Below are 24,515 nucleotides of genomic sequence, written 5' to 3' on the forward strand. Positions count from 1 at the left end.
CGCTAGTCGCGCTTCTCGTCGGGCACGGTCGTGCGCGTGATCAGCGGCAACTGTGACAGCGTAAACAGGAAGGTGAGCGGCATGATCCCGAACACCTTGAACTTGACCCAGAGATCGGTCGCGGCGACCGGATCGGCGAGATAAGCCTGCGCGCCGCGCCAGATCACCTCGTTGAGGATTGCCAGCGCCAGGAAGAACAGGCCCCAGCGGAAGGTGAGCGTCCGCCAGCCCTCGTCGGTCAGGTGAAACACCGAATCGAATACATAGCCGAGCAGTGAGCGCCCAAAGGCGAGGCCGCCGAGCAGGATGACGCCGAACAGCGCGTTGACGATCGTCGGCTTCATCTTGATGAAGGTGTCGTCATGGAGCCAGAGCGTCAGCGAACCGAACACCAGGACGATGATGCCGGTGACGACAGGCATGATCGGCAGCCGCCGCGTCAGCGCATAGGAGACGCCGAGCGCAAGAAGGGTCGCGACCATGAAGGCGCCAGTCGCCGCATAGATGCCGCCGCGCGTATTGGCGAAGAAGAAGACGCCGAGCGGGCCGAGCTCCAGAACCAGCTTCAGGATCGGGTTGAGATCCTTGTGCTTCGGATCGTTGGGCGCGCGTTCGAACAGGCTCGGCATGGGAAGATCCCGGCTTGATGGTGATGGAGGACGATCAGCCGGTGAGGCCGGCGATCGCCCTTGCGAAGTCCGCCGCTTCGAACGGCTCCAGATCGTCGACGCCCTCGCCGACGCCAATGAAATGAATGGGCAGCCCGAACTTGGTGGCGATGGCGACCAGAATACCGCCACGGGCCGTACCGTCGAGCTTGGTCATGACGAGGCCGGTGACCCCCGCCGTGCGACCGAAGATCTCGACCTGGCTCAAGGCATTCTGCCCTGTCGTGGCATCCAGCGTCATCAGGACCGTATGCGGCGCGGCGGCGTCGTGCTTCTTGATGACGCGGATGATCTTTTCGAGTTCCGCCATCAGCTCGGCGCGGTTCTGCAGCCGGCCGGCGGTATCGATGAGCAGCACGTCGGTGCCGTTCGCCTGCGCTTCCTTCAGCGCATCATAGGCAAGGCCGGCGGCGTCAGCGCCGATCGCGCGGGCGACGACGGTCGCGCCGGTGCGCTCGCCCCAGATCTTCAGCTGCTCGACCGCGGCAGCGCGGAACGTATCGCCGGCCGCCAGCATCACCGAACGGCCCTCGGACCGGAACTTCGCCGCGAGCTTGCCAATGGTCGTCGTCTTGCCGGTGCCATTGACGCCGACGACGAGGATCACATGCGGCTTCCGCGCAGGATCGATGACCAGCGGCCGCGCCACCGGCGTGAGGATCTTTCCTACTTCTTCGGCGAGGATCGCCTTGACCTCGTCGCCTTCGATTTCCTTGTCGAAGCGGCCCTTGCCGAGCGCCGAGGTAATCGTCGCGGCTGCCGAAAGGCCGAGATCGGCCTGGATCAGGACGTCCTCGAACTCCTCCAGCGTCGCCGCGTCGAGCTTCCGCTTGGTGAAGACCGAGGCGATGCCGTCCGAAAGCGCGGTGGATGAGCGCGCGAGGCCTGCCTTCAACCGCTGGAACCAGGAAAGCTTCGGCGCTGCCGGCGGCTCGATCACCACTGGCGGAGGTTCGACCGGCGCTGGGATGGGCTCGACCACGCTCTCCAGCGCGATCTCCGGTTCCGCCTCAGGCCTGCTCTCCGGCTGTGGCGCGGTATCGCCGAGGCCGAAGATGCGTTTGAAGAAGCCCTTCTTCTCCTCGGTCATGTTGAGGCGGCCCTTTCGATCGGCGTTGCGATGAGGCCGGACGGACCGCGTCCGGTGATGCGCGCGTCGACGACGCGGCCAGGCGCGACCCCGGCAATTGCGACTTCGGTGAAATGCTCCGTGCGGCCGCGGCCGCCGCGCTCGGCAAGGACGCTGCGCCGGGCGCCGATCTCGCTCTCGAGAAATGCATCGACCCGCCGCCGCCCGATCGCCCGAAGCGTCGCGGCGCGCGCCTTGATCGTCTCGCCAGAAAGCTGCGGCATGCGCGCGGCGGGCGTGCCCGGTCGCGGTGAGAAGGGAAAAACATGCAGATGCGTCAAGCCGCACTCCTCGACCAGCGCTGCCGTCTGGGCAAACATCGACTCGGTCTCGGTCGGAAAGCCGGCGATGAGGTCGGCGCCGAACACCGCATCTGGCCGCAGCGCCCGGACACGATCGCAGAAGCGGATCGCGTCGTCGCGGCCGTGCCGGCGCTTCATCCGCTTCAGGATCATGTCGTCACCCGCCTGCAGCGACAGATGGAAATGCGGCATCAGGCGTGGTTCACGGCCGATCACCGCCATCAGCGCCTCGTCGACCTCGATCGTATCGAGCGAAGAGAGGCGCAGGCGCGGCAGCTCCGGCACCAGCTTGAGGATCGCCGCAACGAGCCGTCCGAGCGTCGGCTTGCCGGGCAGATCAGCGCCATAGGCGGTGATGTCGACGCCGGTCAGCACCACCTCGGCATGACCGCTTGCAACGAGATCCCTGATGCTCTCGACCACGGCGCCCATCGGCACCGAACGCGACGGGCCCCGGCCATAAGGAATGACGCAGAAGGTGCAGCGGTGGTCGCAGCCATTCTGGATCGCCACGAAAGCGCGTGTGTGGCCCTCGATGTCGCCGATCACATGACCGGCCGTCTCGCGTTCGTCCATGACATCGCCGACGCGGATGCGGTGGCCGTTTTGGCGCCAATCGGACGGCCTCAGCTTTTCGGCGTTGCCGAGGATCATGTCGACTTCGGGCATCGCGGCGAAGGCGGCCGGATCGATCTGCGCCGCACAGCCCGAGACGATGATCGGCACGCCGGGACGCTCGCGCCTTGCGCGGCGGATCTGCTGGCGCGCCTGACGCACGGCTTCCGCGGTGACGGCGCAGGTATTGACGAGCACGGCCTGATCAAGCCCGGCGGCACGCGCATTGGCGCGCATCACCTCGGATTCGAGCGTGTTCAGCCGGCAGCCGAAGGAAAGGACATCAAGGCTCATGCGATCCCGGCAAGGCAAGGGCAAAGGGCGCTGGACCAAGCCATGCTGCGCCTGGGCTCTCTATGCCGGAAGCGGCCGGCAAAGGCCACCCTCAAGCATCGGCGCCCACGGAGGCGTGTTCGAGCCGGAGCGCCCCGTCATCCTCGAAGCCGAGCCGTCCTTCATGTTCGAATTCAGCGGCGCCCGTCATCATCACGTGGTCATCCTCGCGCCAGAGGATCGAAAGCGTACCGCCGGGAAGGGTTACCTCAACCGACCGGCCCGTCCGCCCCGTCCGGGCGGCGGCGACAGCCACTGCGCAGGCGGCCGAGCCGCAGGCTCGCGTCAACCCGGCACCACGCTCCCAGACACGCACCTTGACCGATGCCGGTCCTGTGCTCTGCGCCAGCGAGATATTGGCCCGCTCCGGGAAGATCGGATGGTTTTCGAGCATCGGGCCGATGCGTCCAAGGTCGTAGGCCTCGACATCCTCGACCCAGAAAATCGCATGCGGATTGCCGACATTGACGGCCGAGGGCGAATGCAGGATCGGCGCATCGATCGGTCCGATCTGCAGTTCGATCGCGCGCGTATCGGCAAATGGCTCGGCGAGCGGAATCTCGGCCCAGCCAAAGCGCGGCCGGCCCATGTCGACCGTGATATGGTCAGCATCAACAGCCGTGACCGGAAGCAGCCCGGCCGAGGTCTCGAGCAGGAAATCGCGCTGGCCGCTTTCACGCGCCAGCACCAGGCCGACACAACGCGTGCCGTTGCCACAGGCCCCCGACAATGAGCCGTCCGTGTTGAAGATATGCATGAAGGCGTCGGTGCCGGGCGTCCGCGGCGGCTCGATCGTCATCAGCTGCTCGAAGGCTGTGGACGGATCGCCGGCGACGCGGCGTGCGCGATCAGCGTCGAGCCGCCACGGCGCGTCGCGCAGGTCCAGCACCGTGATCTCGTTGCCGATTCCATTCATCTTGGCGAAGGGCGCGTCCATGGCCGCTCCAGAAGCTCAGTCGTGACTGGCCCTCTATATGGCGGAAAGCCCGCAAAATTACGAGGCCGTGTGTCAGGTGCGCAGCACCCCCTCCTTGCGATGCGCGACCGAGACTGATTGACTGCGTGAAACGCTTCAAGATACCGCCATGCGGTCGCCGGACGGGGAGCCGGCGAAGGATGCGCCCGAGAGGCGAATAATCCGCAAAGCCACCGGCGGGATGCCACCCTGCCGGTCCGACGCCAGACCAGAACCGCCAATGGAAACGACATGACGCTCGACGTCGCGACACGCGTCTACAATCACGGCTTCCGCATCGATCCGATCGTGCGCACGCTGCTCGACACCGATTTCTACAAATTCCTGATGCTGCAGCTGATCCGCGCCACGTCGCCCGATGTGCGCGCCACGTTCGGCCTGATCAACCGCACCAAATCGGTGCGCCTCGCCGAAGTGATCGACGAGCGCGAGCTTCGCGACCAGCTCGATCATGCCCGCACGCTGCGCTTTCAGAAGAACGAGCTGATCTGGCTCGCCGGCAACACGTTTTATGGCGTGAAGCAGATCTTCAAGCCTGACTTTCTCGATTGGCTGGAAGACTTCCGCCTGCCCGAATACGACCTGCATCGCACGGCGGACGGACAATACGAACTGCTCTTCGAGGGGCACTGGAGCGAGACGACCCTCTGGGAAGTGCCGGCACTCGCCATCGTCAGCGAATTGCGGGCACGCGCCGCCATGAAGGGCATGAGCCGCTTCGAACTCGACGTGCTCTATGCCAAGGCGAAGGCCAAACTCTGGGGCAAGATCGAGCGCCTGCGCGTGCTCGGCCGCGAAGGTCCGCTCAAGATCGCCGATTTCGGCACCCGGCGCCGTCATGGCTTCCTCTGGCAGAAATGGTGCGTCGAGGCGTTGCAGGAGGGGCTCGGCGACAATTTCGTCGGCACTTCCAACGTCAAGATGGCGATGGATGCCGGGCTCGAGGCGATCGGCACCAATGCGCACGAACTGCCGATGGTCTATGCCGCGCTGGCCGAAACCGACGCTGAGCTGCATGACGCACCCTACAAGGTGCTGAAGGACTGGGCCGAGATGTATGACGGCAATCTGCTCGTCATTCTGCCGGACACCTATGGCACCACGGCCTTCCTGCGAGACGCGCCCGAATGGATCCTCGACTGGAAGGGCATCCGGCCCGACTCAAAGCCGCCGATCGAAGGGGCCGAAGAGGCCATCGCCTGGTGGACTGCTCATGGCCGCGATCCGCGCGACAAGCTGATCGTGCTTTCGGACGGGATGGATATCGACACGATCGAGGATGCGACGCGCGCGCTGCGCGGCAGGGTCAATCTCTCGATCGGCTGGGGCACCAACGTCACCAATGATTTCCGCGATTGTGCACCCGACGGCAAGGACGACCGGCTGCAGGCGATTTCGCTCGTCTGCAAGGTCGTCGAAGCCAATGGGAGGCCGGCCGTGAAACTCTCCGACAACGCCAACAAGGCGACTGGCCCGGCCGCCGAAATCGCCCGCTATCGCCGCGTCTTCGGCCACGACGCCGTCGCGAAGCAGCCGGTTCTGGTATAGGCGACGAAACCGCGGTAATATTGGCCGTTCGTTCAGCCTCAAACACAGGGAGGGCCGCGTGATCGCTATCAGACATCACCTGACTTACGGCCCTGTCCTCGCCCTGCAGACGCGTTTGCAGGGCTGATCAGGTAACGGACGCCTCGTCCTTCTTCCCGGTCGGCTCATCCCCCGAACATGCTCGCTTGCGCCTTTGAGGACGCATCGGGCCGGAAGAGAAGACGAACCCCGTGTCCCTGATCACCGCTCGCTCGCTCGGCATGGCGCTTGGTGCGCCGCTTTATTCCCAACTCGATTTCGTCATTAACAAAGGCGACCGGATCGGCCTGGTCGCAGCAAATGGTCGCGGCAAGTCGACGCTTCTGCGCTGTCTGGCGGGACGTGTCGACCCGACCGAAGGGACGATCCAGCACGCACGCGGTACACGAATTGCGTTGATGCAGCAGGACCTTAGCGACGATGAGCTTGCGTGTTCCGTCCGCGCCGCGCTGATCGACGCATTGCCGGCCGAGACCCGCGACTGGGATGCGTGGCGTGTGGATGTCGCGCTCGATGAACTGGACTTCCCGGCCGAATTCAGGGATCGCCCGCTCGTCACGCTCAGTGGCGGCTGGCAGCGTATCGCGCTCCTCGCCCGTGCCGCGCTGGCCGAGCCGGATCTCCTGCTGCTCGACGAGCCGACCAATCATCTCGATCTCGAACGCATCGGCGCCGTCGAGCGCTGGATCGCAGCTCTGCCGAAGGATATCGCGCTCGTCGTCGCCAGCCATGACCGCGCCTTTCTCGACACCGTCACCAGGCGGACGCTCTTCCTGCGCGCGACCGGTTCGGCGGATTTCGCGCTGCCTTATTCGCGTGCCCGCGACAGCCTCGACGTCGCCGACCAGGCTGCGGCGCGGCGTCACGAGACCGATCTCCGCGAGGCGGTGCAACTTCGCCGTCAGGCCGCGAAACTGAACAATATCGGCATCAATTCGGGCTCCGACTTGCTGACGGTGAAGACGCGGCAGCTGAAAGCGCGCGCCGAGCGGATCGAAGCGGCCGCGCAACCCGCCTTTCGCGAGGAGAGCGCCGGCCGCATCCGCCTCGCCGAGCGCGGCGCCACCGCGCGCACGCTGATGGCGATCGAAAATCTCACGGTGACGACGCCGGATGGACGAAAGCTGTTCACGACCGGCCAGCTCTGGGTCCAACCAGGCGATCGCGTGATGCTGCTGGGCGCGAACGGCAGCGGGAAGTCCCAACTCATGGATCGCCTTGCCCGCGCTCTTGGCGGCGGGGAGGTCGACGGCATCAAGGCTGGCCCCTCGGTCGTCGCCGGCCATGTCGACCAGGCCCTCAGCCACATCGACGGCGGGGAGACGCTGCAATCCGCGATCGGCAGCCGGTTCGCACTCGGCGAGCAGCGCATCCGCAGCCTTCTGGCCGGCGCCGGCTTTGCCGTCGAGCGGTTGACGCGGCCCGTTGCGACCCTGTCTGGGGGTCAACGTGCACGGCTTGCAATGCTCATCCTCCGGCTGGAGCAGCCGAACTTCTACCTTCTCGACGAGCCGACAAACCATCTCGACATCGAGGGACAGGAAGCGCTCGAGAGCGAACTGGTGGGAGGCGACGCAGCGGCGATCATCGTCTCGCATGACCGCCGGTTCGTCGAAACCGTGGGCAATCGCTTCTGGCGGATCCGGCGCGGCCGCCTTGTCGAGGAGGACGGCCCCGCGGAATTCTTCGCCGAAGCGATGGCGCCGCGCGGATGATGCCTAGACCGTCGCGGCGAGATGCGGGCTTGAAAAGCCGAGCCGCGTCAGGCCGCGGCGGATCATCGGATCGGCCATCACGAGTTCCCACAAGAGCCCGCTGCGGTGATTCTCGATCATCGCGATGATCGGGCCCTGATCGATGGCGAGATGCGTCTTCGCATACCACCCGACGGTCTCGTTGAACGCATCGACGAAACCATACTCGCCCCAGATCCGGTCGCCGAGATCCTCATAGAAATGCCGAAGCGCCGGCATCACGAGTTCGGGCGCATAGGGCAGGCTCGAAATCGCGGCGGTCGGCGCGATGACGCCGAGATCATTGTCCGGCGCATGAGCCGAATAACCCTCATGACTGTCGCTGGCCGTCAGGCCCCAGCAATCTGGTCCATAGCCGGCGAAGTTTTTCGGGTTACGGACGCAATAGGCCTGGTTGATCCGCACATGAGCGCGGTTCTGCTCAAAATAATCGGCATAGGGATCCTTGAGCCCGCGCGGGTCGAGGCCGAGAAACGAATAATGGGCGAAGAACAGCGGCCCGCCGCCATCGGGGCCCAAGGGAAGCAGAATGTCCTCGTGCAGGCGCCCGTTGAGAAAGGTCCGGCTCTGCGTAAAACCATTGTGATAGACGGCGGGATCGATGGCGTTGCGCTCAGCGCCGGCGGCGAGCACCAGCGCGATCAGGCATTCGTTCCAGCCGAGAATCTCGTGGTTGAGCCCAAAGCCGTGGTTGGGACTCCAGTGCCAGTAATAGGCTTCACGGCCATCGCGCGTGAACCAGTCCCATTCGATCGCGGAGATGAGCCCGTCGATCCGCCCGCGCAGCCACGGCTCCTTGCCGGTATCGCCGGCAAAATATTGCCGCGCCGCGATCAGCCCCTGGACCAGCAAGGCCGTCTCGACGATGTCGGCGCCATCGTCCTTGCGGCCGAAGCGGATCGCCCGGCCCTCGGGCGTCACGAAATGCGGCAGCGCTCCATGGAAGCTGTCGCAGCGTTCCAGGAAGCGCAGCATCAAATGCAGCCGCTCGACGGCTGCCTCTCGGGTAATCCAGCCACGCTCGGCAGCGATAATGATCGCCATCACGCCCATGCCCGAGCCACCCGTCACCAGCCAGCCGTCATTGCCGCCGAAACGGTCACGCGCAAGGCCACTGCCGGGATCCGCGAAGTCCCAAAAATAGCGAAACGTCTGACGCTGGACCGTTTCGAGCAGCGCTTCATCGGAGAGCCGCGCCTCGGTGGCCGCCTGCGTGCGGGTCATGACGTCTCGGTTCCCTTGCCATCGAGTTTGGGGTCGGGCTCGGCACCGACCAGATTGACCGTCCGATTGTAGAAATCGGTCGCAGAAAGCCGGCCCGAGACCGTGACCAACCCGGCATGTTTCAATTCGCCATCAAGGATCGACTGGAAAACGGCGCGCTGCCGCTCGTCCAGCGTATCGATCGACTGCTCGGTGAAAATCCAGTCCGGTTTCAGCAACAGCAGCCGCGCGAAAGTGAGCCGCTCCTCGTCGTCGAACGAGAGTTCCCGCGCCCAGCGCGCCCGGCGGTCGAGCGAACCGACGAGCCGCGGCAGCTCGACCCGCTTCAGCGCATCCGTCAGGTCCTGTTCGCTGAAATCACTGGCCGCCGCGGGGTAGGTGATGGCGGAACGCAATGTCCCGTCCGGCATATAGGGCCGCTCCGGCAGGAACATCGTGCGAGCACCGGGCGGCAGCGCGATGCGTCCCGAGCCGAACGGCCAGAGCCCCGCCAGTGCCGAGAACAGCGCGCCACGCCCCTCGCCGGTCTGGTCGACGATCTGCAGCCGTTCGCCGGGCGCAACGTCGACCGTCTCCGGATCGAGGGCAGCGGCGCCGCCTGTCCAGGTGATGCGGACGTGATCGAACGTCACGTGATCGCCAGCCGCCTCATAGCTCAGATGTTCGCTGCCCTCGCCGCGTGCCTCGAGCGAGGTCAAAGCCTCGCGGAAAGTCATGACGCGGGAAAGCGTCGCCCGCCAGTCGGCGATCGCGCTGAAATTATCGACGAACCAGCGCAGCGAGCCCTGCACCTGGTTGAAGGCGCCGACCACCATCATGAGCTGGCCGAAGGTCAGCTGGCCGCCGAAATAGCCCGGCGCCGCGATGACGATCGGCGCGACGATGCCGACCCAGCCATAGCCGGAGGTGACCCAGGTCAGCCTTGCGATGGCGTTGACCATCTGCCGCATGACGGCGAGCACGCGTTCCAGCTCTTCGCCGAGGCGCTTCGCCTCATCGGCCTCGCCGGCATTCAGAACGATGCCATTGGCGTTTTCGCTGACCTGGACCATGGCGAAGCGAAGGTCGGCCTCGCGGGCATAGCGTTCGACGCCGATGCCGATCAGCGGCCGCCCGACAAACCAGCTCAGCAGCGAACCGGTGGCGGCGAAGATGAGCGCGCACCAGACCATGTAGCCCGGGATCGCGAGCGTCATGTCGTCGAAGGTGAGGCGGATGCCGCTCGACAGCACCCAGAGCACGCCGATGAACGAGACGAGCAGCAGCGAGGACTGGAACAGCCCGATACCGAGGCCGGCAGAGAGCTCCGCAAGATGGCGCGCGTCCTCATGCACGCGCTGGTCTGGATTGACGCCGATATCGCCGGCATTGCGCAGCATCACGAGCCGCCGCGGCGCCAGCCATTGCTCGATGAGATCGCGCGTCAGCCATTTTCGCGACTGCAGCTTGATCATCTGATCAAGCCAGGTCTGCGCCACATTGAGCGCCAGCAGCACGCCCGCGAGCCCGCCGAACACCATCAGATAATAGAGGAACGAGCCGACATTTTTCTGCTCGATCGCGTCGTAGAACGGCTTGTTCCACATGTTCAGCGCGACCTGCATCGCATTGGTCGCGAGGATCACCGTGATGATGCCGACGGACAGCAGCACGAAAGTGCTGCGACCTGACGAACGCCACAGTGCGAGGATGAACTCGGAGAACTGCCGGGCGAGCTCTGCCGTGTCGCGAAGGGGCAGGGCCGCCGGTTCCTGCTGGTCGTCGATCTGTTCCGTCATTGCCTCATCAGCCCGACACGGGGAGCGCAGAATAGCGGAGACCGTGGCAAAGTCCTGCTCCAATCGGCGCATCACCTGCGCCACTTGCTCCCCGCGCCGCAAAGCTGCAACCGTGGAAGGGGAAAGCGGCGACCCCGGCGGCCTTCACTTTCGTGTGACACGCGCGCCGTGTCGGACGGATGGCGACCACGCTAGGCAACACGAAAAAGACAAATGGAGGACGCGGTGAGCGGTTTCATTCTGGCGATCGATCAAGGCACGACATCGACGCGGGCCATCGTCTTCAGCGGCGATGGACGCATTCTCGGCGTCGGGCAGCAGGAGTTCCAGCAGCATTTTCCCCGCTCCGGCTGGGTCGAGCATGATGGCGAGGAGATCTGGAATTCGGTCGTCACGACGATCCGCTTCGCCCTTTCGAACGCCAAGGTCGCGGCCTCCGACATCGCCGGCATCGGCATCACCAACCAGCGCGAGACGACGCTGATCTGGGACCGCGCCAGCGGCGCGCCCATCCATCATGCCATCGTCTGGCAGGATCGGCGCACAGCCGATCTCTGCGACCGCCTCAAGGGGGAGGGCGCCGAGCCGATGGTGACGGCCCGGACCGGCCTGCTGCTCGATCCCTATTTCGCCGGCACCAAGATCGCCTGGCTGCTCGATAATGTCGAAGGTGCCCGCGAAAAGGCGGAACGCGGCGAACTCGCCTTCGGCACGGTCGACAGTTTCCTGCTCTGGCGCCTCACCGGCGGCAAGGTGCATGCGACGGATGCGACCAATGCCGCGCGAACGCTGCTCTACGATATCGGCACCGGGGAGTGGGACGACGAATTGCTGGCGCTCTTCCGCGTGCCGCGGGCGCTGCTCCCCGAGGTCATGGACTGCGCCGCCGATTTCGGCGTGACCGATCCCGCTCTGTTCGGAGCGGCAATCCCGATCGCGGGGATCGCCGGCGACCAGCATGCGGCGACGCTGGGACAGGCCTGCTTCACGCCCGGCATGATGAAGGCAACCTATGGCACCGGTTGTTTCGCCCTGCTCAATACCGGCACCGAGCGCGTGCCTTCGACCAACCGCCTGCTGACGACCATTGCCTATCGCCTCGACGGCCGAACCACCTATGCCCTCGAAGGTTCGATCTTCGTCGCCGGCTCGGCCGTGCAATGGCTGCGCGACGGATTGCATCTCATCGATCGTGCCGAGGCGTCCGGGCCGATGGCCGCTGCCGCCGACCCGCATCAGGACGTCTATCTGGTCCCCGCCTTCACCGGGCTCGGCGCGCCTTGGTGGGATGCACGGGCGCGCGGCGCGATGTTCGGCCTGACGCGAGGCACCGGCCCGCGCGAGATCGTCCGCGCCGCGCTCGAATCGGTCTGCTTCCAGACCCGCGACCTGCTCGATGCGATGAAGCGGGACTGGCAGGGCGGCGGCGAGACCGTGCTCCGCGTCGATGGCGGCATGGTTGCCAGCGATTGGACGATGCAGCGGCTTGCCGACATTCTCGAGGCGCCGGTCGACCGGCCCGTGGTGCTGGAGACGACGGCCCTCGGCGCGGCCTGGCTCGCCGGCCGCCAGACCGGCACATGGCCAGACGAGGCGGGCTTCGCCGAGAACTGGCGGCGCGAGCGGCGCTTCGAACCCGCGATGGAAGCGGCTGAGCGCGACGCGAGAATTGCCGGCTGGCACGACGCCGTTCGCCGCACCCTCACCTTTTGAGCATTGGCTTTTCGTAAAGAGTTGGAGGACTACTCATAGGCTCGATCAGCCTTGTCGGAGTATCGGCAGCCATGCAGCGCGAACGCGACTTTGAACCGGACGTCTTCACCATACGCCGGCCGCGACCGGCAATCGTCGATCGCGCCACGGCGCTGTTCCGCCCGCGCGACCGGCTCCGGCCTCCCGCGCCGCTGCCGCTGACCAAAGCCGAGCGCAGCCATTACGTCGCCGCCGACTTCGTCTTCGATCACACGGGCGTCGAGCATTTCCGTGGCCTGAACCGGCTGGAGTCGCTCGACTATATCGACCTGCAGCGTGTCGGCCTCGACAATGACGACGAAGCCTTCCTGCGGCTGATCCAGCTCGGTGACCGTCACGCTTCCGCCATGCGGATTGCGGACGATCGCTGAGTGCCTGGCCGGCTCGCGACGCCGGCGGGCTAGAGGTTTTCGGGAGGAACGCCTGTTGTCGCCCCATCGCTATGCTCTGGCCCTCGCGCTTGCCGCGACGGCGCTTTCGCCACTTTCGCCGCTGTCCCTGGTCGTGACCGTCCTCGCTCAGGACGCAGCCCCCGCAGCGACGGCTCCATCCCAGGCGCCGTCCTGGCCAAAGACCTATCCCGTCGCCGACGAGACGCTCCAGGTCTACCAGCCGCTCATCGAAAGCTGGAACGGCGATCAGGTCTCCGGCCGCGCCGCGATCGCGCTCGGCCCGAAGGATGGCACGCCGGTCTATGGCACGGCACGGTTCTCGGCGCGCGTCGCCGTCGACAAGCCCTCGCGCCAGGCCCATCTCGGCCCGATCTCGATCGACCGTGTCGACGTGCCGACTGACCCGACCCAGGAAAGCCGGCTCAAGACGGCGCTGCAGTCTCGTATTCCCTCGGGCGGCATAACGGTTGCGCTTGATCGGCTGCAGACGAGCTATGCCGCCGCTCGCGAACTGACCGCCGAGCTCAGCGAGCCGGTCCAGAACGATCCGCCGAAGATCGTTTTCACCGCGACGCCAACGCTGCTGGTGCTCGTGTCCGGCGATCCGGTGCTGAAGCCGGTGGACGGGAGTTCGTCTTTCCGCCGGGTGATCAATTCGCGCACGTTGATCCTCGTCGACAGCAGCGATCACTATCACGTCGAGGCGGCCGGTTACTGGTATCAGGCCGACAAGCTCACCGGCACTTTCGTCGAAACAGCCGATGTCCCGACCGCACTGGTCGATGCTGCCAAGCTTGCCAGCAAGGCCTCGGAACCCGACGCCATGCTGCCCGAGGACGGCAAGCGCCCGGCCAAGGCGCCGGCGCTGCTGATCTCGACCGTTCCGACGGAATTGATCCAGACGACGGGCACCGCAGAGATGCAGCCGGTCGCCGGCACGTCGCTGCTGACGATGTCGAACGCCGACCATGCCGTGTTCATGGAGCCGGCCTCCAACAGTTATTACGTCCTCATCTCCGGACGCTGGTTCAAGGCGGCCGATCTCGCCGGCCCTTGGGCCTATGTGCCCGGATCGGGCCTGCCGGCCGATTTCGCCAAGATCTCTCCGAACGACCCGAAGGCCGGCGTGCTCGTCTCGGTTCCGGGCACGCCGCAGGCCAAGGAAGCGACGATCGCCGCCACCATCCCGCAGACCGCGACCGTGAACCGCCAGACGGCGCTGACGGTCGACTATGACGGCGAGCCGAAACTGGCGCGCATCGACGGCACCGATCTCTCCTATGTCATGAACACCGCGACCCCGGTGATCGCGATCGACGCTGATCGCTATTACGCCGTGTCGAATGGCGTGTGGTTCGTCGCCGCCAGTCCGCGCGGCCCGTGGGCGGTCGCCGACGTGGTGCCGGACGTCATCTACACGATCCCGGTATCCTCGCCGCTGCACTATGTCACCTATGTGCATGTCTATGCCTCGACGGCCGATCTCGTGACTGTCGGCTATACGCCGGGCTATTTCGGCGTCGCCATCGATGACGGCCTCGTGGTCTACGGTACCGGCTATAGCTGCGTCGGCTATATCGGCACGACCTGGTATGGCTGCCCCGCGACCTATGGCTATGGCGCCAGCTTCGCGCTCGATACCGCGGCCGGCTTCGCGTTCGGCTTTGCGGCCGGCGAGGCCTGGGGCGCCGCATCGCCCTGGTGGGGGCCCTATTGGGGCGGTGGTCCCTGGGGCGGCGCGTGGGACCACGTCAACATCAACCAGACCAACATCTATGGCCGCTGGGGCGGCGCGGCGACGTTCAACCATGCCTGGGGCTACAATCCCGCCACGGGTAATGAATGGGCCGCGCGCTCATCCTATGGCCATACGGCAGGCGGCACCGATTTTGCCGCCCGTTCCGGCGCCGCATTCAATCCATGGACCGGTAACGGCGCGGCCGGGCGCCAGTCGGCGAGCTACAACGCCAATTCCGGCATCGGCCATGCCAGCGAAACGGGCGTCACGGACAATGAAGGCCATATCAGCGCCGACAGCCGTGGCGTCGCCGGCAACGCCAAGACGGGCAATGGCGTCGCCTGGAACAACGGCGATCTCTATACCGACCATGACGGCAATGTTCACCAGTACGACGCCAACAACGGCTGGCAGCAGCACACCGCCACTGGCTGGCAGGCGGACCACGACCAGAACACGCTGAACGACCTCAACAACCAGAGCGACTTCCGCGCCTTCGGCGATACGCGCGTCAACGACTTCGCGGCCAATGGCGGCTTTGACGGCGGCGACCGGTTCGGCGGCGGCGGCGACTTCGACCGCGGCGACTTCGGTGGTGGTGATCGCTTTGGCGGCGGCGACTTTGGTGGCGACCGGTTCGGCGGTGGATTTGGCGGCGGCTTCGGCGGCGGCCATTTCGGCGGCGGGCGCCGTTAGCTTCTGGCATTCAACGGTAGAGACGGCCGGGCGCGAGCCCGGCCTGATTCACGTGGAACCGCGATGCGGCGCGTGCCTTGGTCAGTTGGCGCGGGCAGGCGGATAGATGATGGCGTCGAGGCGGCTCTTGACGCGGCCGACCTCGGCCACGCTGCCGGCCAGCTTGTCGACGAGCTTGGTGTGCAGCCTTGCCGCGACATCCGGATATTCGTTCAGCATGCGGCGCATCAGATTGCGGTCGATCTCGACGAGATCGCAATCAGTGGCCGCGCGCGCGGTCGCCGGTCGCCGCGTCTCGACGAACAGCGCCGTCTCGCCGAGCAGGGACCCCGGGCCGTAGCGCCCGAGCGTCAGCGGCTCGGGCTTGTCCATGTCGACGAATTCGACTTCGCCATGCATGACGACAAAGCCCGACATGGCCGCGGCATCCTTGCGGAAAAGCACGCGCCCCTCCGGCAGCTCGAGCCGGATGGCGCTGAAGGCTAAAAGGCGAAGGTGATCGCTCGACAGATCCGAGAACAGCGGAACGCGAATCAGCAGCGAGATGTCTTCCGCGAGCGTCATCGCCCCCACACCAGCATCATGGCACCAGCTTGTAGCCGCCGGCTTCCGTAATCAGCAGTTCCGCGACCGAAGGCTCTCGTTCGATCTTCTGACGGAGGCGGTAGATATGCGTCTCCAGCGTATGCGTGGTCACGCCGGAATTATAGCCCCAGACTTCGTGCAGCAGGATATCGCGCCCGACCACCTTTTCGCCGGCCCGATACAGGAACTTGAGGATCGAGGTTTCCTTCTCGGTCAGGCGGATCTTCTGACCGCGCTCGTCGAGCAGCAGCTTTGCGCTCGGCCGGAACGTGTAGCGACCGATCGTGAAGGTCGCGTCCTCGCTCTGCTCGAACTGGCGGAGCTGCGCACGCAGCCGCGCCAGCAGCACGGCGAAGCGGAACGGCTTCGTCACATAGTCGTTGGCACCCGATTCGAGGCCGAGGATCGTGTCCGATTCGGAATCGTGCCCGGTCAGCATGATGATCGGCGCCTTGAAGCCACCCTTGCGGAGCATCTTCACCGCTTCGCGGCCGTCCATGTCCGGCAGGCCGACATCCATGATCATCAGATCGACAGGCTCGCTGCGGGCGCGCTGGATGCCCTTCGCAGCCGTCGGCTCCTCAAGCAACTCGAACTCCTCGTATAGCGACAATTGTTCGACGAGGCTCTCGCGCAGCAGATCATCGTCGTCAACCACGAGGATTCGTCGTACAGCCATCGTGCAGCCTTTTCGGTTTGCAGGTTCCCCAGCCCGCGGTTCTGATCTTGAAATCATGTCGCAAAATCGGAACGGACAGAGTTTGACCGCAACCGCCACGCCGCGCAAGCAAAGCGCGCTGCAGCCGGGCCGAGATGCCGTGGGGAAACGAAGCACCTGTTTGACACTGAATAGGCGCCCGGGAACCCGCTCGCAAGGCATCCTGATGATGAGCGGGCGCAGCATCCCCTGTGCGATCGGCCGGTCGGGCATCAGCGGATTGAAGCGCGAGGGCGATGGAGCGACGCCGGCCGCGCGAATGGCGCTCGTCGCGGTGCTCTGGCGGCCCGATCGCGGCACCCCGCCGAAGACGCTGCTGCCGCGCCGGGCCATCCGTCCCGCCGATGGCTGGTGCGACGCTGCCTTCGATGCGAACTACAACCGCCCGGTCACGTGCCCCTATCCTGCGAGCCATGAGGCGATGACCCGCGACGACGCCCTCTACGATATCGTCGTGGTCCTCGACTGGAACTATACGCGTCGCCTCCAGGGTCGCGGCAGCGCCATCTTCCTTCATCTCGCCCGGCCCGGCTTCAAGCCGACCGAAGGCTGCATCGCGGTGACACGGGCCGACATGCGCTGGCTGCTCGGCCGCGTCGGTCGGCGCGCCCGCGTCCGGGTGCGGGCTTAGGGCGCGCCGCTGTCCTATTGTATCGCCCTATCGAACCGTTAGGCTGCAGTTTCCGTCATTTCCGCGCATTTCCGCGCGACCTAGCAGCAGAGCCGATCGATGAGCCTCAAAGTCTATCTCGCCGGGCCCGAGGTGTTCCTGGCCAATGCCCGCGAGCAGCTCGACCGCAAGATTGCGCTGACCCGGGCTGCCGGCCTCGTCCCGCTGTCGCCGGGTGACCTCGCCATCCCGCCGCAGCCGACGAAGCGGCAGCTCGGCCACGCGATCAGCGAAATCGATGAGCGGCTGATGAACGACGCCGACGCCATCATCGCCAATCTGACGCCCTATCATGGCATCAGCGCCGATACCGGAACCTGTTTCGAGCTCGGCTATATGTGTGCCCGCGGCAAGCTCGCCTTCGGCTATACCAATGTCATCGCGGACATGCGCACGCGCGCCATCGGCTACTATGACGGCAACGTCCTTGTCGACGCGGCCGGACGCCTGCGCGGCGCCGATGGGTTGATGATCGAGGATGTCGACATGGCCGACAATCTGATGATGCAGGGCGGGATCGAGCGGCGCGGCGGGAAGATCATCATCCACGATGCGGCGCCGGATGCGCTCTATACCGATACCACCGCCTTCGAGATCTGCCTGCGCCTCCTCGCCGAGCGCGCCGAAGCCAGCCGCTAGGCGGCGGGCCGCTTCAGCCGCGCCCGCCAAAGATCGCGGAGCCGACGCGGACATGCGTCGCGCCGAACGCGATGGCGGTCTCGAAATCGGCGCTCATGCCCATCGAAAGGCTCTCGACGCCGGCCTCGCGCGCCAGCTTGGCCAGCAGCGCGAAATGCGGGCCCGGCGCCTCGTCGGCCGGGGGAATGCACATCAGCCCGGCGATCGCGAGGCCATGTTCGCTCCCGCAGCGCGCGACGAAAGAAAGAGCCTCGCGCGGCGGGATGCCTGCCTTTTGGGGCTCGAGCCCGGTATTCACCTGCACGAAGAGGCGCGGCCTGCGATCCTGACGGCGCATCTCGGCGGCCAGCGCGGCGGCGATCTTCTCGCGGTCGACCGTATGAATGACGTCGAACAGCGCCACTGCCTCGCGCGCCTTGTTCGACTGCAGCGGTCCGATCAGGTGCAGCTCGATATCAGGCGTTGCGGCAACCAGCGGCGGCCATTTGCTTTCCGCTTCCTGCACGCGGTTTTCGCCGAAAAGGCGCTGGCCGGCCGCGAGCGCCGGCAGCATGTCGGCAGCGGGGAAGGTCTTCGAGACGGCGATGAGCCGCACAGAGCCGGGCGCCCGTCCGGCTTCGGTCTCGGCGGCGGCAATCCGCGCGCTGATCGCGGCAAGGTTCTGTTCGACAGTCGCGTGCATCGGAGCCCCGGGGTTGAAGGACCGCCTAGCATGTCGGGGCGCCCCGCTCAATGCATGACGGCCTTTAGCGGTTGACCACCATGCGCCTTTCTGGTGAAGGTCGCTGCCTGCCCTCCGGCGCCCTATTTTGGCGCTTTTTCTCGCACCATATCAAAAGACGACCATGGCGATAGAACGTTACAACCCGCGCGAGGCCGAACCCCGCTGGCAGCGCGCCTGGGCCGAGCGCGGCATCTTCGAAGCGAAGAATGGCGACCCGCGCCCGAAATACTATGTGCTCGAGATGTTCCCCTATCCCTCGGGGCGCATCCATATCGGCCATGGCCGCAACTATGTGATGGGTGACGTCGTCGCGCGCTTCAAGCGCATGAAGGGCTTCAACGTCCTGCATCCGATGGGCTGGGATGCGTTCGGCCTTCCCGCCGAGAACGCCGCCATCGAGCGCAACAGCCATCCGAAGCTCTGGACCTATGAGAATATCGAGACGATGAAGGCGCAGCTGAAGCTGCTTGGCCTTTCCCTCGACTGGAGCCGCGAGATCGCGACCTGCGATCCCTCCTACTATGCCGAGCAGCAGCGCATCTTCGTCGACCTGCATGAGCGGGGCCTTGCCTATCGCAAGGAAAGCGAAGTCAACTGGGACCCGGTCGACAACACCGTGCTCGCCAATGAGCAGGTGATCGAAGGTCGCGGCTGGCGCTCAGGTGCATTGGTCGAGCGGCGCAAGCTCTCGCAATGGTTCTTCCGCATCACGGAGTTTGCCGACGAGTTGCTCGCCGCGCTGGACGAGCTGGAGCGCTGGCCGGATAAGGTCCGGCTGATGCAGCGCAACTGGATCGGCCGTTCCGAAGGGCTGAGCCTCCGCTTCGCGCTCGACACGGCGACAGCGCCGGCAGGAAGCGACGAGATCGAAGTCTATACAACGCGGCCCGACACGCTCTACGGCGCCTCCTTCATCGCGATCGCCGCCAATCATCCGCTCGCCGAGAAGCTTGGCGCGGAAAACCCAGCGCTCGCGGCCTTCATCCAAGAATGCCGCCGCGGCGGGACCTCGGCCGAGGCCATCGAGACGCAGGAGAAGCTCGGCTTCGATACCGACCTCCGCGCGGAGCACCCGCTGGTGCCCGGCTGGATGCTGCCCGTCTATGTCGCGAATTTCATCCTGATGGACTACGGCACCGGCGCTATCTTCGGCTGCCCGGCCCATGACCAGCGCGACCTCGATTTCGCGCGGAAATACGGGCTTCCGGTCAAGGCCGTCGTCCTGCCCGAAGGCGAGAACCCCGACGCGTTCGATGTCGGCGACACCGCCTATGATGGCGACGGACATCTGTTCCATTCCGAGTTCCTCGACGGTCTTTCGATCCCCGCCGCCAAGGAGGCTGTGACGCGCCGTCTGGAAACGCAGACGCTCGGCAACCGGCCGCAGGGCAAGCGTCAGGTCAATTTCCGACTGCGCGACTGGGGCATCTCCCGCCAGCGCTATTGGGGCTGCCCGATCCCGATCATTCATTGCCCGACTTGTGGCCCGGTCGCCGTGCCGAAGGCCGACCTGCCGGTGTTGCTGCCGGATGACGTCACCTTCGACATGCCGGGTAACCCGCTCGACCGCCATCCGACCTGGAAGCATGTGGCATGTCCGCATTGCGGCGGGCCCGCGACGCGCGAAACCGACACCATGGATACATTTGTCGATTCGTCCTGGTATTTCGCCCGCTTCACCGCGGCCCCCGGCGAAGCGCCACTCACACGCGAGGCGGCTGATTACTGGCTGCCCGTGGACCAGTATATCGGCGGCATCGAGCATGCGATCCTGCATCTGCTCTATGCGCGCTTCTTCACGCGCGCGCTGCGCAGCGCCGGCCGCATCGGCATCGCCGAACCCTTTGCCGGACTGTTCACGCAGGGCATGATCGTCCACGAGACCTATAAGGACGCGGACGGCAAATGGCTGTTCCCCGAAGAGGTCGAACGGCTGGCCGATGGCACGTCTGTACGCGTCGGAACGAAAGAGCCCGTCACCGTCGGTCCGCCCGAGAAGATGTCGAAATCGAAGCGCAATGTCGTGCCGCCGGAAGTCGTAGCCGACACCTATGGTGTCGATTGCGCGCGCTGGTTCATGCTGTCCGATACCCCGCCTGAGCGCGACAGCGAATGGACGGCGGCCGGCATCGAAGGCGCCTGGCGCTTCACTCAGCGCATCTGGCGCCTGATCAATGAAGCAACGGAACTGGCCGGCAAAGCGCCAGTACGTCCCGATGTTTTCGGCGCCGAATCGATAGCGCTGCGCCGTGCTTCGCATCGGCTGATAGCCTCCGTCGAGGAGGATTTCGACCGGCTTCGCTTCAACGTCGCGGTCGCCCGCGTCCACGCCTTCGCCAATGTGTTCGGTGAAGCGATTGGCGCCGCCCGCGCGCTGCCCGCAATTCCCGCCGACATGGCATTCGCGCTCGAGGAGGCCGCCTCCTATCTCGTTGGAGCGATCGGCCCCATGATTCCGCATCTCGCGGAAGAATCGTGGACCGTGCTCGGCCGCGACGGCATCGCTGCGGAAGCGCCGTGGCCAACCGTCGATCGCGCCCTGCTCGTCGAGGACGAGATGACGCTGCCGATCCAGATCAACGGCAAGAAGCGCGCCGAACTGACCATCTCGGCAACGGCCTCCCAAGCTGATATCGAAAAGGCGGTGCTGGAGCTCGAGGGCGTTACGCGCGCGCTCGAGGGCCGTGCACCGAAGAAGATCGTCGTCGTGCCGAAGAGGATCGTCAATGTCGTCGTCTGACCGGAAGGGCGCTTCGCGCCGCGCCTTTGGCTTCGCCGGCGTCGCCCTCATCGGAGCGCTTGCAGCCGGCTGTGTCGTGCGCCCCGTCTATATGCCGACCGCTGCCGGCGGCGCGCCGGCCGCCGATCTTTCGGCGATCGCCGTCGACCAGGTCGGCGACCGCGTGTCGCAGGAAGTGCGCAACAACCTGATCTTCGCCTTTACCGGCGGCAAGCCCGCGCCGGCGCCGCGATTCAATCTATCGATCTCGGTCAGCAATTCGGAAGCCCGTCTCGGCTTCGAGAAGGACGAGACAGCGCCGGCCTATCAAGTCACGGTGGCAGTCCGGTTCGAGCTCAAGGATCTCGCGAGTGGCCGGTCGATCATTCGCTCGACGGCGAGCGGCGTCGCCTCCTATGACCGCTCGAACCAGAACTTCGCCAATGAGCGCGCCCGCATCGACGCGGAGAACCGTGCGGCGCAGGCCGTTGCCGACCAGATGCAACTCCGCCTCGCGATCGCCCTCGCCAAGGAAGCGAAGATCACCGTCGCGACTCCTCAGGCCGCACCCAAGGTCGACGCCCCGTCGATCATCGGATCGGGGAACTGACGCGCATCAGGTGCTGCGAAACGACAGGGCGCGTCACCGCGTCCGCGCCCTGTCCAAACGCATAACGACGGGCGGTGTCGCCCGCTTCATGAAGGCCACGCCCGATGGTGCAGATCAAGCCGCAGGATGCCGAACGCTTCCTGAAGAAGCCTGATCCGGCGATCCGCGTCGTCCTCATCTATGGCAACGATGTCGGCCTCGTTTCCGAGAGAGCGGCAGGCTTTGCCGCCACTATCATCGGCGGCAGTGATGATCCCTTTGCGTTGATCCGGCTCGATTCCTCCGAGATCGCCGCCGATCCCGGCCGACTGGCGGATGAAGCTGGCACGATCGGGCTTTTCGGCGGTGACCGCGCCATCCGCGTCCGCGTCGCCGGCAACCGGCCGATCCAGGCCGCCGTAGAGGCCGTGCTTGCCAATCCACCGCGCGACGCCTGGATCATCCTCGAAGCCGGCGACATCAAGAAGGGCACCGGGCTGCGCAAGGTCTGCGAAGGGGCCCGCGGCGCCGCCGCGATCGCCTGTTATGCCGATGGCGCCGCTATGCTCGACGGATTGATCGACAGCGAAATGGCGGCCGCCGGCCTTGCTATCGACGACGATGCACGGGAGCTGTTGCGCGGCCTGCTCGGCGCTGACCGCCTTGCCAGCCGCTCCGAAGTTCAGAAGTTGACGCTCTATGCGACGGGGCTCGGGCGGGTCGATGTCGCAGCCGTGAAGGCGATCGTCGGCGACGCTTCAGCAACGGCGGTTGACGAAGCGGTCGACGCCATGGCCGGCGGCGACGTCGCGATCCTCGACCGAAGCTTTCGCCGTCTGATCTCGTCGGGAACGCCTGCCTTCGTCGTGGCTGCGGCCGGACTGCGGCAGCTTCAGCTGCTGCATCGCATTCGGTCTGCAGTGGAAGAGGGCGCGCCGGCCGAAAGCGCCATCGAAAGCGCGGCGGGGTACATCTTCCCGCAGCGGAAGGCGAGGCTCGGTCAGCAGGTCCAGCTCTGGACGGCCGATCGCCTGTTCATGGTTGCCGAACGTGTCGAGCGGGCCATTTTCGAAAGCCGCATCAAACCGGCCCTCGGCGACGTCATCGTCGAGAAAGCGCTGACGGGCGTCGCGCTGTCCGCCCGCGCCCGGCGGCGCTGACTATTCGCGCTTCAGGAGACGGCAGAGCTCGTCGAGCTGTTCGAGGCTCGTATAGCGGATGCTGAGCTGGCCGGCGCCATTGCCCTTGTGATCGATCGCGACGGCCAGCCCAAGACTGTCGGCCAGCAGTTTTTCGAGCGCGCGCGTATCGGCATCCTTGTCGCGGCGAACGCGCGGCTGCCCGGCCTTGTCGACCGTCTTGGTCATCGCCTCGGCTTCGCGCACCGTGAGCCCGCCTTCGACGATCCGGGCGGCCACCGCAGCGGGATCATCGACCGTTACGAGCGCACGGGCATGGCCGGCGGTCAGTTTGCCCTCGCGGACATAGGCCTGAACCGGTTCGGGAAGCTTCAGGAGCCGCAGCGTGTTGGCGACATGCGGCCGGCTCTTGCCGATCACATCGGCCAGCGCCGTCTGGCTATAGGCGAATTCATCGATGAGCTGCTGATAGCCAAGCGCCTCCTCGAGCGGATTGAGATCCGCGCGCTGGACGTTCTCGATGATCGCAAGCTCGAGCGCCTCCTGGTCGGAGACGTTGTTGATCAGCACCGGCACGTCATGCAGCCCGGCACGCTGCGCTGCGCGCCAACGCCGCTCGCCGGCAATGATCTCATAGGCCTCGCCCGCCCCGACGATGGAGCGGACCAGGATCGGCTGGACGATGCCCTTCTCACGGATCGACGCCGTCAGGTCGGCAAGATCCGCCTCCTCGAAGGCCTTGCGCGGATTGCGCGGGTTCGGCCTCAGGAAGGCGACCGGCACCCGGCGCGACAGGCGCGACCGCTCATTGACCACCGATTCGGTATCGACGTCTCCGATGAGGGCCGCCAATCCCCGGCCGAGACGCCGGCGCGATCCATCTTCCATTGGCATTCTCCTCAAATCGACAGGCTGCACGCGTTCGGGACTGTCAGGCGGCCCGCAGCCGCTTTTCACGCTGGATGATTTCCGAGGCGAGACGGAGATAGGCCTGGCTGCCCATGCTCTTGAAATCATAGAGCAGCACCGGCTTGCCGTGCGAGGGCGCCTCGGAGATGCGAACATTGCGCGGGATCACGGTGTCATAGACCGCATCGCCCATATGCGCCCGAACATCGGCAACAACCTGGCCGGCCAGATTGTTGCGGCTGTCGAACATCGTCAGCACAATCCCATGCACCGAAAGCTCCGGATTGAGCGCGTGCTTCACCTGCTCAACCGTCTGCAGGAGCTGGCTAAGACCCTCGAGCGCGAAGAACTCGCATTGCAGCGGCACGAGAATCGAATGCGATGCCGACAGCGCATTGATCGTCAGCAGATTGAGCGACGGCGGGCAGTCGACGAGAACATAGGAGTAGTTTCGGCCGCGAATCGAATCGGGCCGCTGCACATGGCTGGCGATGGCGCGGCGCAGGCGAAAAGCACGATCGGAGCGGCCGGCAATCTCGAGTTCGACGCCAAGCAGATCCATGGTCGACGGCGCGACCGATAGTCTCGGCACGGCGGTTTCCATCGCTACTTCCGAGAGGATCGATTCCCCGACCATCAGGTCATAGGTCGACCGCAGGCGCTGCTTGCGATCGATGCCGAGACCGGTCGAGGCGTTTCCCTGCGGATCGAGATCGACGATCAGGACCTCCTCACCGATCGCCGCCAGCGCCGTTCCGAGATTGATCGCGGTCGTCGTCTTGCCGACGCCACCCTTCTGGTTGGCCAGCGAGATGACGCGGGGCGCCGACGCCAGCAACGAAGGCGGAGAGAAGGAATGAGGCTCGGTCATCGCGCCCT

21 protein-coding genes are annotated in these 24,515 nt (G+C 65.6%); 10 read left to right on the forward strand and 11 right to left on the reverse strand.

The features are described 5' to 3' along the window. Positions 1 to 2: 2 nt before the first annotated feature. From LB518_RS16960 to dapF, 4 genes are all read right to left on the reverse strand, one after another. Positions 3 to 629 carry a septation protein A gene (locus LB518_RS16960; protein ID WP_224578735.1) on the reverse strand — a complete coding sequence of 209 codons (627 nt, stop codon included), beginning with the start codon at positions 627 to 629 and terminating at the stop codon, positions 3 to 5. 34 nt (positions 630 to 663) lie between these two features. Beyond that, a complete protein-coding gene (gene ftsY, locus LB518_RS16965; protein WP_224578736.1) occupies positions 664 to 1,758 on the reverse strand; it encodes a signal recognition particle-docking protein FtsY in 1,095 nt (364 codons plus the stop codon). Then, positions 1,755 to 3,008 (reverse strand): tRNA (N(6)-L-threonylcarbamoyladenosine(37)-C(2))-methylthiotransferase MtaB, encoded by a 1,254-nt coding sequence (gene mtaB, locus LB518_RS16970; protein WP_224578737.1) that lies wholly within the window; start codon positions 3,006 to 3,008, stop codon positions 1,755 to 1,757. The genes ftsY and mtaB overlap by 4 nt, the downstream gene beginning before the upstream one ends. A gap of 91 nt (positions 3,009 to 3,099) precedes the next feature. Beyond that, positions 3,100 to 3,984, reverse strand: coding sequence for a diaminopimelate epimerase (gene dapF, locus LB518_RS16975; RefSeq protein ID WP_224578738.1), 885 nt, complete (start codon positions 3,982 to 3,984; stop codon positions 3,100 to 3,102). A gap of 270 nt (positions 3,985 to 4,254) precedes the next feature. Here dapF and LB518_RS16980 point away from each other — a divergent pair, with 270 nt between their 5' ends. Together LB518_RS16980 and LB518_RS16985 are read left to right on the forward strand one after the other, a co-directional pair. Further along, positions 4,255 to 5,571 carry a nicotinate phosphoribosyltransferase gene (locus LB518_RS16980; protein ID WP_224578740.1) on the forward strand — a complete coding sequence of 439 codons (1,317 nt, stop codon included), beginning with the start codon at positions 4,255 to 4,257 and terminating at the stop codon, positions 5,569 to 5,571. A gap of 230 nt (positions 5,572 to 5,801) precedes the next feature. Further along, a complete protein-coding gene (locus LB518_RS16985) occupies positions 5,802 to 7,325 on the forward strand; it encodes an ATP-binding cassette domain-containing protein (protein WP_224578742.1) in 1,524 nt (507 codons plus the stop codon). A gap of 3 nt (positions 7,326 to 7,328) precedes the next feature. Here the strand turns inward: LB518_RS16985 and LB518_RS16990 are convergent, their stop codons facing one another. After that, on the reverse strand, positions 7,329 to 8,588 hold the full coding sequence (locus LB518_RS16990; RefSeq protein WP_224578744.1) for a glucoamylase family protein: 1,260 nt from the start codon (positions 8,586 to 8,588) through the stop codon (positions 7,329 to 7,331). Beyond that, positions 8,585 to 10,366 carry an ABC transporter ATP-binding protein/permease gene (locus LB518_RS16995; protein ID WP_224578745.1) on the reverse strand — a complete coding sequence of 594 codons (1,782 nt, stop codon included), beginning with the start codon at positions 10,364 to 10,366 and terminating at the stop codon, positions 8,585 to 8,587. The genes LB518_RS16990 and LB518_RS16995 overlap by 4 nt, the downstream gene beginning before the upstream one ends. 225 nt (positions 10,367 to 10,591) lie before the next feature. Between LB518_RS16995 and glpK the strand changes: the two genes are divergently transcribed. The 3 genes from glpK to LB518_RS17010 all read left to right on the forward strand — a co-directional run bounded on the left by glpK (position 10,592) and on the right by LB518_RS17010 (position 14,944). Further along, positions 10,592 to 12,079 (forward strand): glycerol kinase GlpK, encoded by a 1,488-nt coding sequence (gene glpK / locus LB518_RS17000; RefSeq protein ID WP_224578747.1) that lies wholly within the window; start codon positions 10,592 to 10,594, stop codon positions 12,077 to 12,079. 71 nt (positions 12,080 to 12,150) lie between these two features. Beyond that, positions 12,151 to 12,489, forward strand: a complete 339-nt coding sequence (locus tag LB518_RS17005; RefSeq protein ID WP_224578748.1) for a hypothetical protein — start codon at positions 12,151 to 12,153, stop codon at positions 12,487 to 12,489. Between the two features lie 55 nt (positions 12,490 to 12,544). Beyond that, complete coding sequence (locus tag LB518_RS17010) at positions 12,545 to 14,944, forward strand: carbohydrate-binding family V/XII (RefSeq protein ID WP_224578751.1); 2,400 nt, start codon at positions 12,545 to 12,547, stop codon at positions 14,942 to 14,944. Positions 14,945 to 15,025: 81 nt separating this feature from the next. On the opposite strand, the gene LB518_RS17015 is transcribed toward LB518_RS17010, so the two are convergent. Further along, a complete protein-coding gene (locus LB518_RS17015) occupies positions 15,026 to 15,508 on the reverse strand; it encodes a cyclic nucleotide-binding domain-containing protein (RefSeq protein ID WP_224578753.1) in 483 nt (160 codons plus the stop codon). 16 nt (positions 15,509 to 15,524) lie between these two features. Next, positions 15,525 to 16,208, reverse strand: a complete 684-nt coding sequence (locus tag LB518_RS17020) for a response regulator transcription factor (RefSeq protein ID WP_224578754.1) — start codon at positions 16,206 to 16,208, stop codon at positions 15,525 to 15,527. Positions 16,209 to 16,416: 208 nt separating this feature from the next. Between LB518_RS17020 and LB518_RS17025 the strand changes: the two genes are divergently transcribed. Beyond that, the gene (locus LB518_RS17025; protein WP_502845845.1) at positions 16,417 to 16,878 is read left to right on the forward strand and encodes a L,D-transpeptidase family protein; all 462 of its coding nucleotides are present in this window, start codon (positions 16,417 to 16,419) and stop codon (positions 16,876 to 16,878) included. 99 nt (positions 16,879 to 16,977) lie between these two features. Further along, positions 16,978 to 17,556, forward strand: a complete 579-nt coding sequence (locus LB518_RS17030) for a nucleoside 2-deoxyribosyltransferase (RefSeq protein ID WP_224578758.1) — start codon at positions 16,978 to 16,980, stop codon at positions 17,554 to 17,556. Between the two features lie 13 nt (positions 17,557 to 17,569). Here LB518_RS17030 and LB518_RS17035 read toward each other — a convergent pair whose 3' ends face one another. Continuing rightward, entirely contained in the window at positions 17,570 to 18,238 is a 669-nt protein-coding gene (locus LB518_RS17035; RefSeq protein ID WP_224578759.1) for a YggS family pyridoxal phosphate-dependent enzyme, read from the reverse strand. A 163-nt stretch (positions 18,239 to 18,401) separates the two neighbouring features. Here LB518_RS17035 and leuS point away from each other — a divergent pair, with 163 nt between their 5' ends. The 3 genes from leuS to holA all read left to right on the forward strand — a co-directional run bounded on the left by leuS (position 18,402) and on the right by holA (position 22,748). After that, a complete protein-coding gene (leuS, locus tag LB518_RS17040) occupies positions 18,402 to 21,020 on the forward strand; it encodes a leucine--tRNA ligase (protein ID WP_224578760.1) in 2,619 nt (872 codons plus the stop codon). Next, complete coding sequence (gene lptE / locus LB518_RS17045; RefSeq protein ID WP_224578761.1) at positions 21,007 to 21,609, forward strand: LPS assembly lipoprotein LptE; 603 nt, start codon at positions 21,007 to 21,009, stop codon at positions 21,607 to 21,609. The genes leuS and lptE overlap by 14 nt, the downstream gene beginning before the upstream one ends. 104 nt (positions 21,610 to 21,713) lie before the next feature. Further along, positions 21,714 to 22,748, forward strand: a complete 1,035-nt coding sequence (gene holA, locus LB518_RS17050; protein ID WP_224578762.1) for a DNA polymerase III subunit delta — start codon at positions 21,714 to 21,716, stop codon at positions 22,746 to 22,748. Here holA and LB518_RS17055 read toward each other — a convergent pair whose 3' ends face one another. Both LB518_RS17055 and LB518_RS17060 read right to left on the reverse strand, forming a co-directional pair. Beyond that, positions 22,749 to 23,621 (reverse strand): ParB/RepB/Spo0J family partition protein, encoded by an 873-nt coding sequence (locus LB518_RS17055; protein WP_224578763.1) that lies wholly within the window; start codon positions 23,619 to 23,621, stop codon positions 22,749 to 22,751. A 37-nt stretch (positions 23,622 to 23,658) separates the two neighbouring features. After that, a complete protein-coding gene (locus tag LB518_RS17060) occupies positions 23,659 to 24,507 on the reverse strand; it encodes a ParA family protein (RefSeq protein WP_073053161.1) in 849 nt (282 codons plus the stop codon). Between the last annotated feature and the right edge of the window lie 8 nt (positions 24,508 to 24,515).

The organism is Mesorhizobium sp. BR1-1-16 (genome assembly GCF_020165495.1).
Classification (GTDB): Bacteria; Pseudomonadota; Alphaproteobacteria; order Rhizobiales; family Kaistiaceae; genus Kaistia.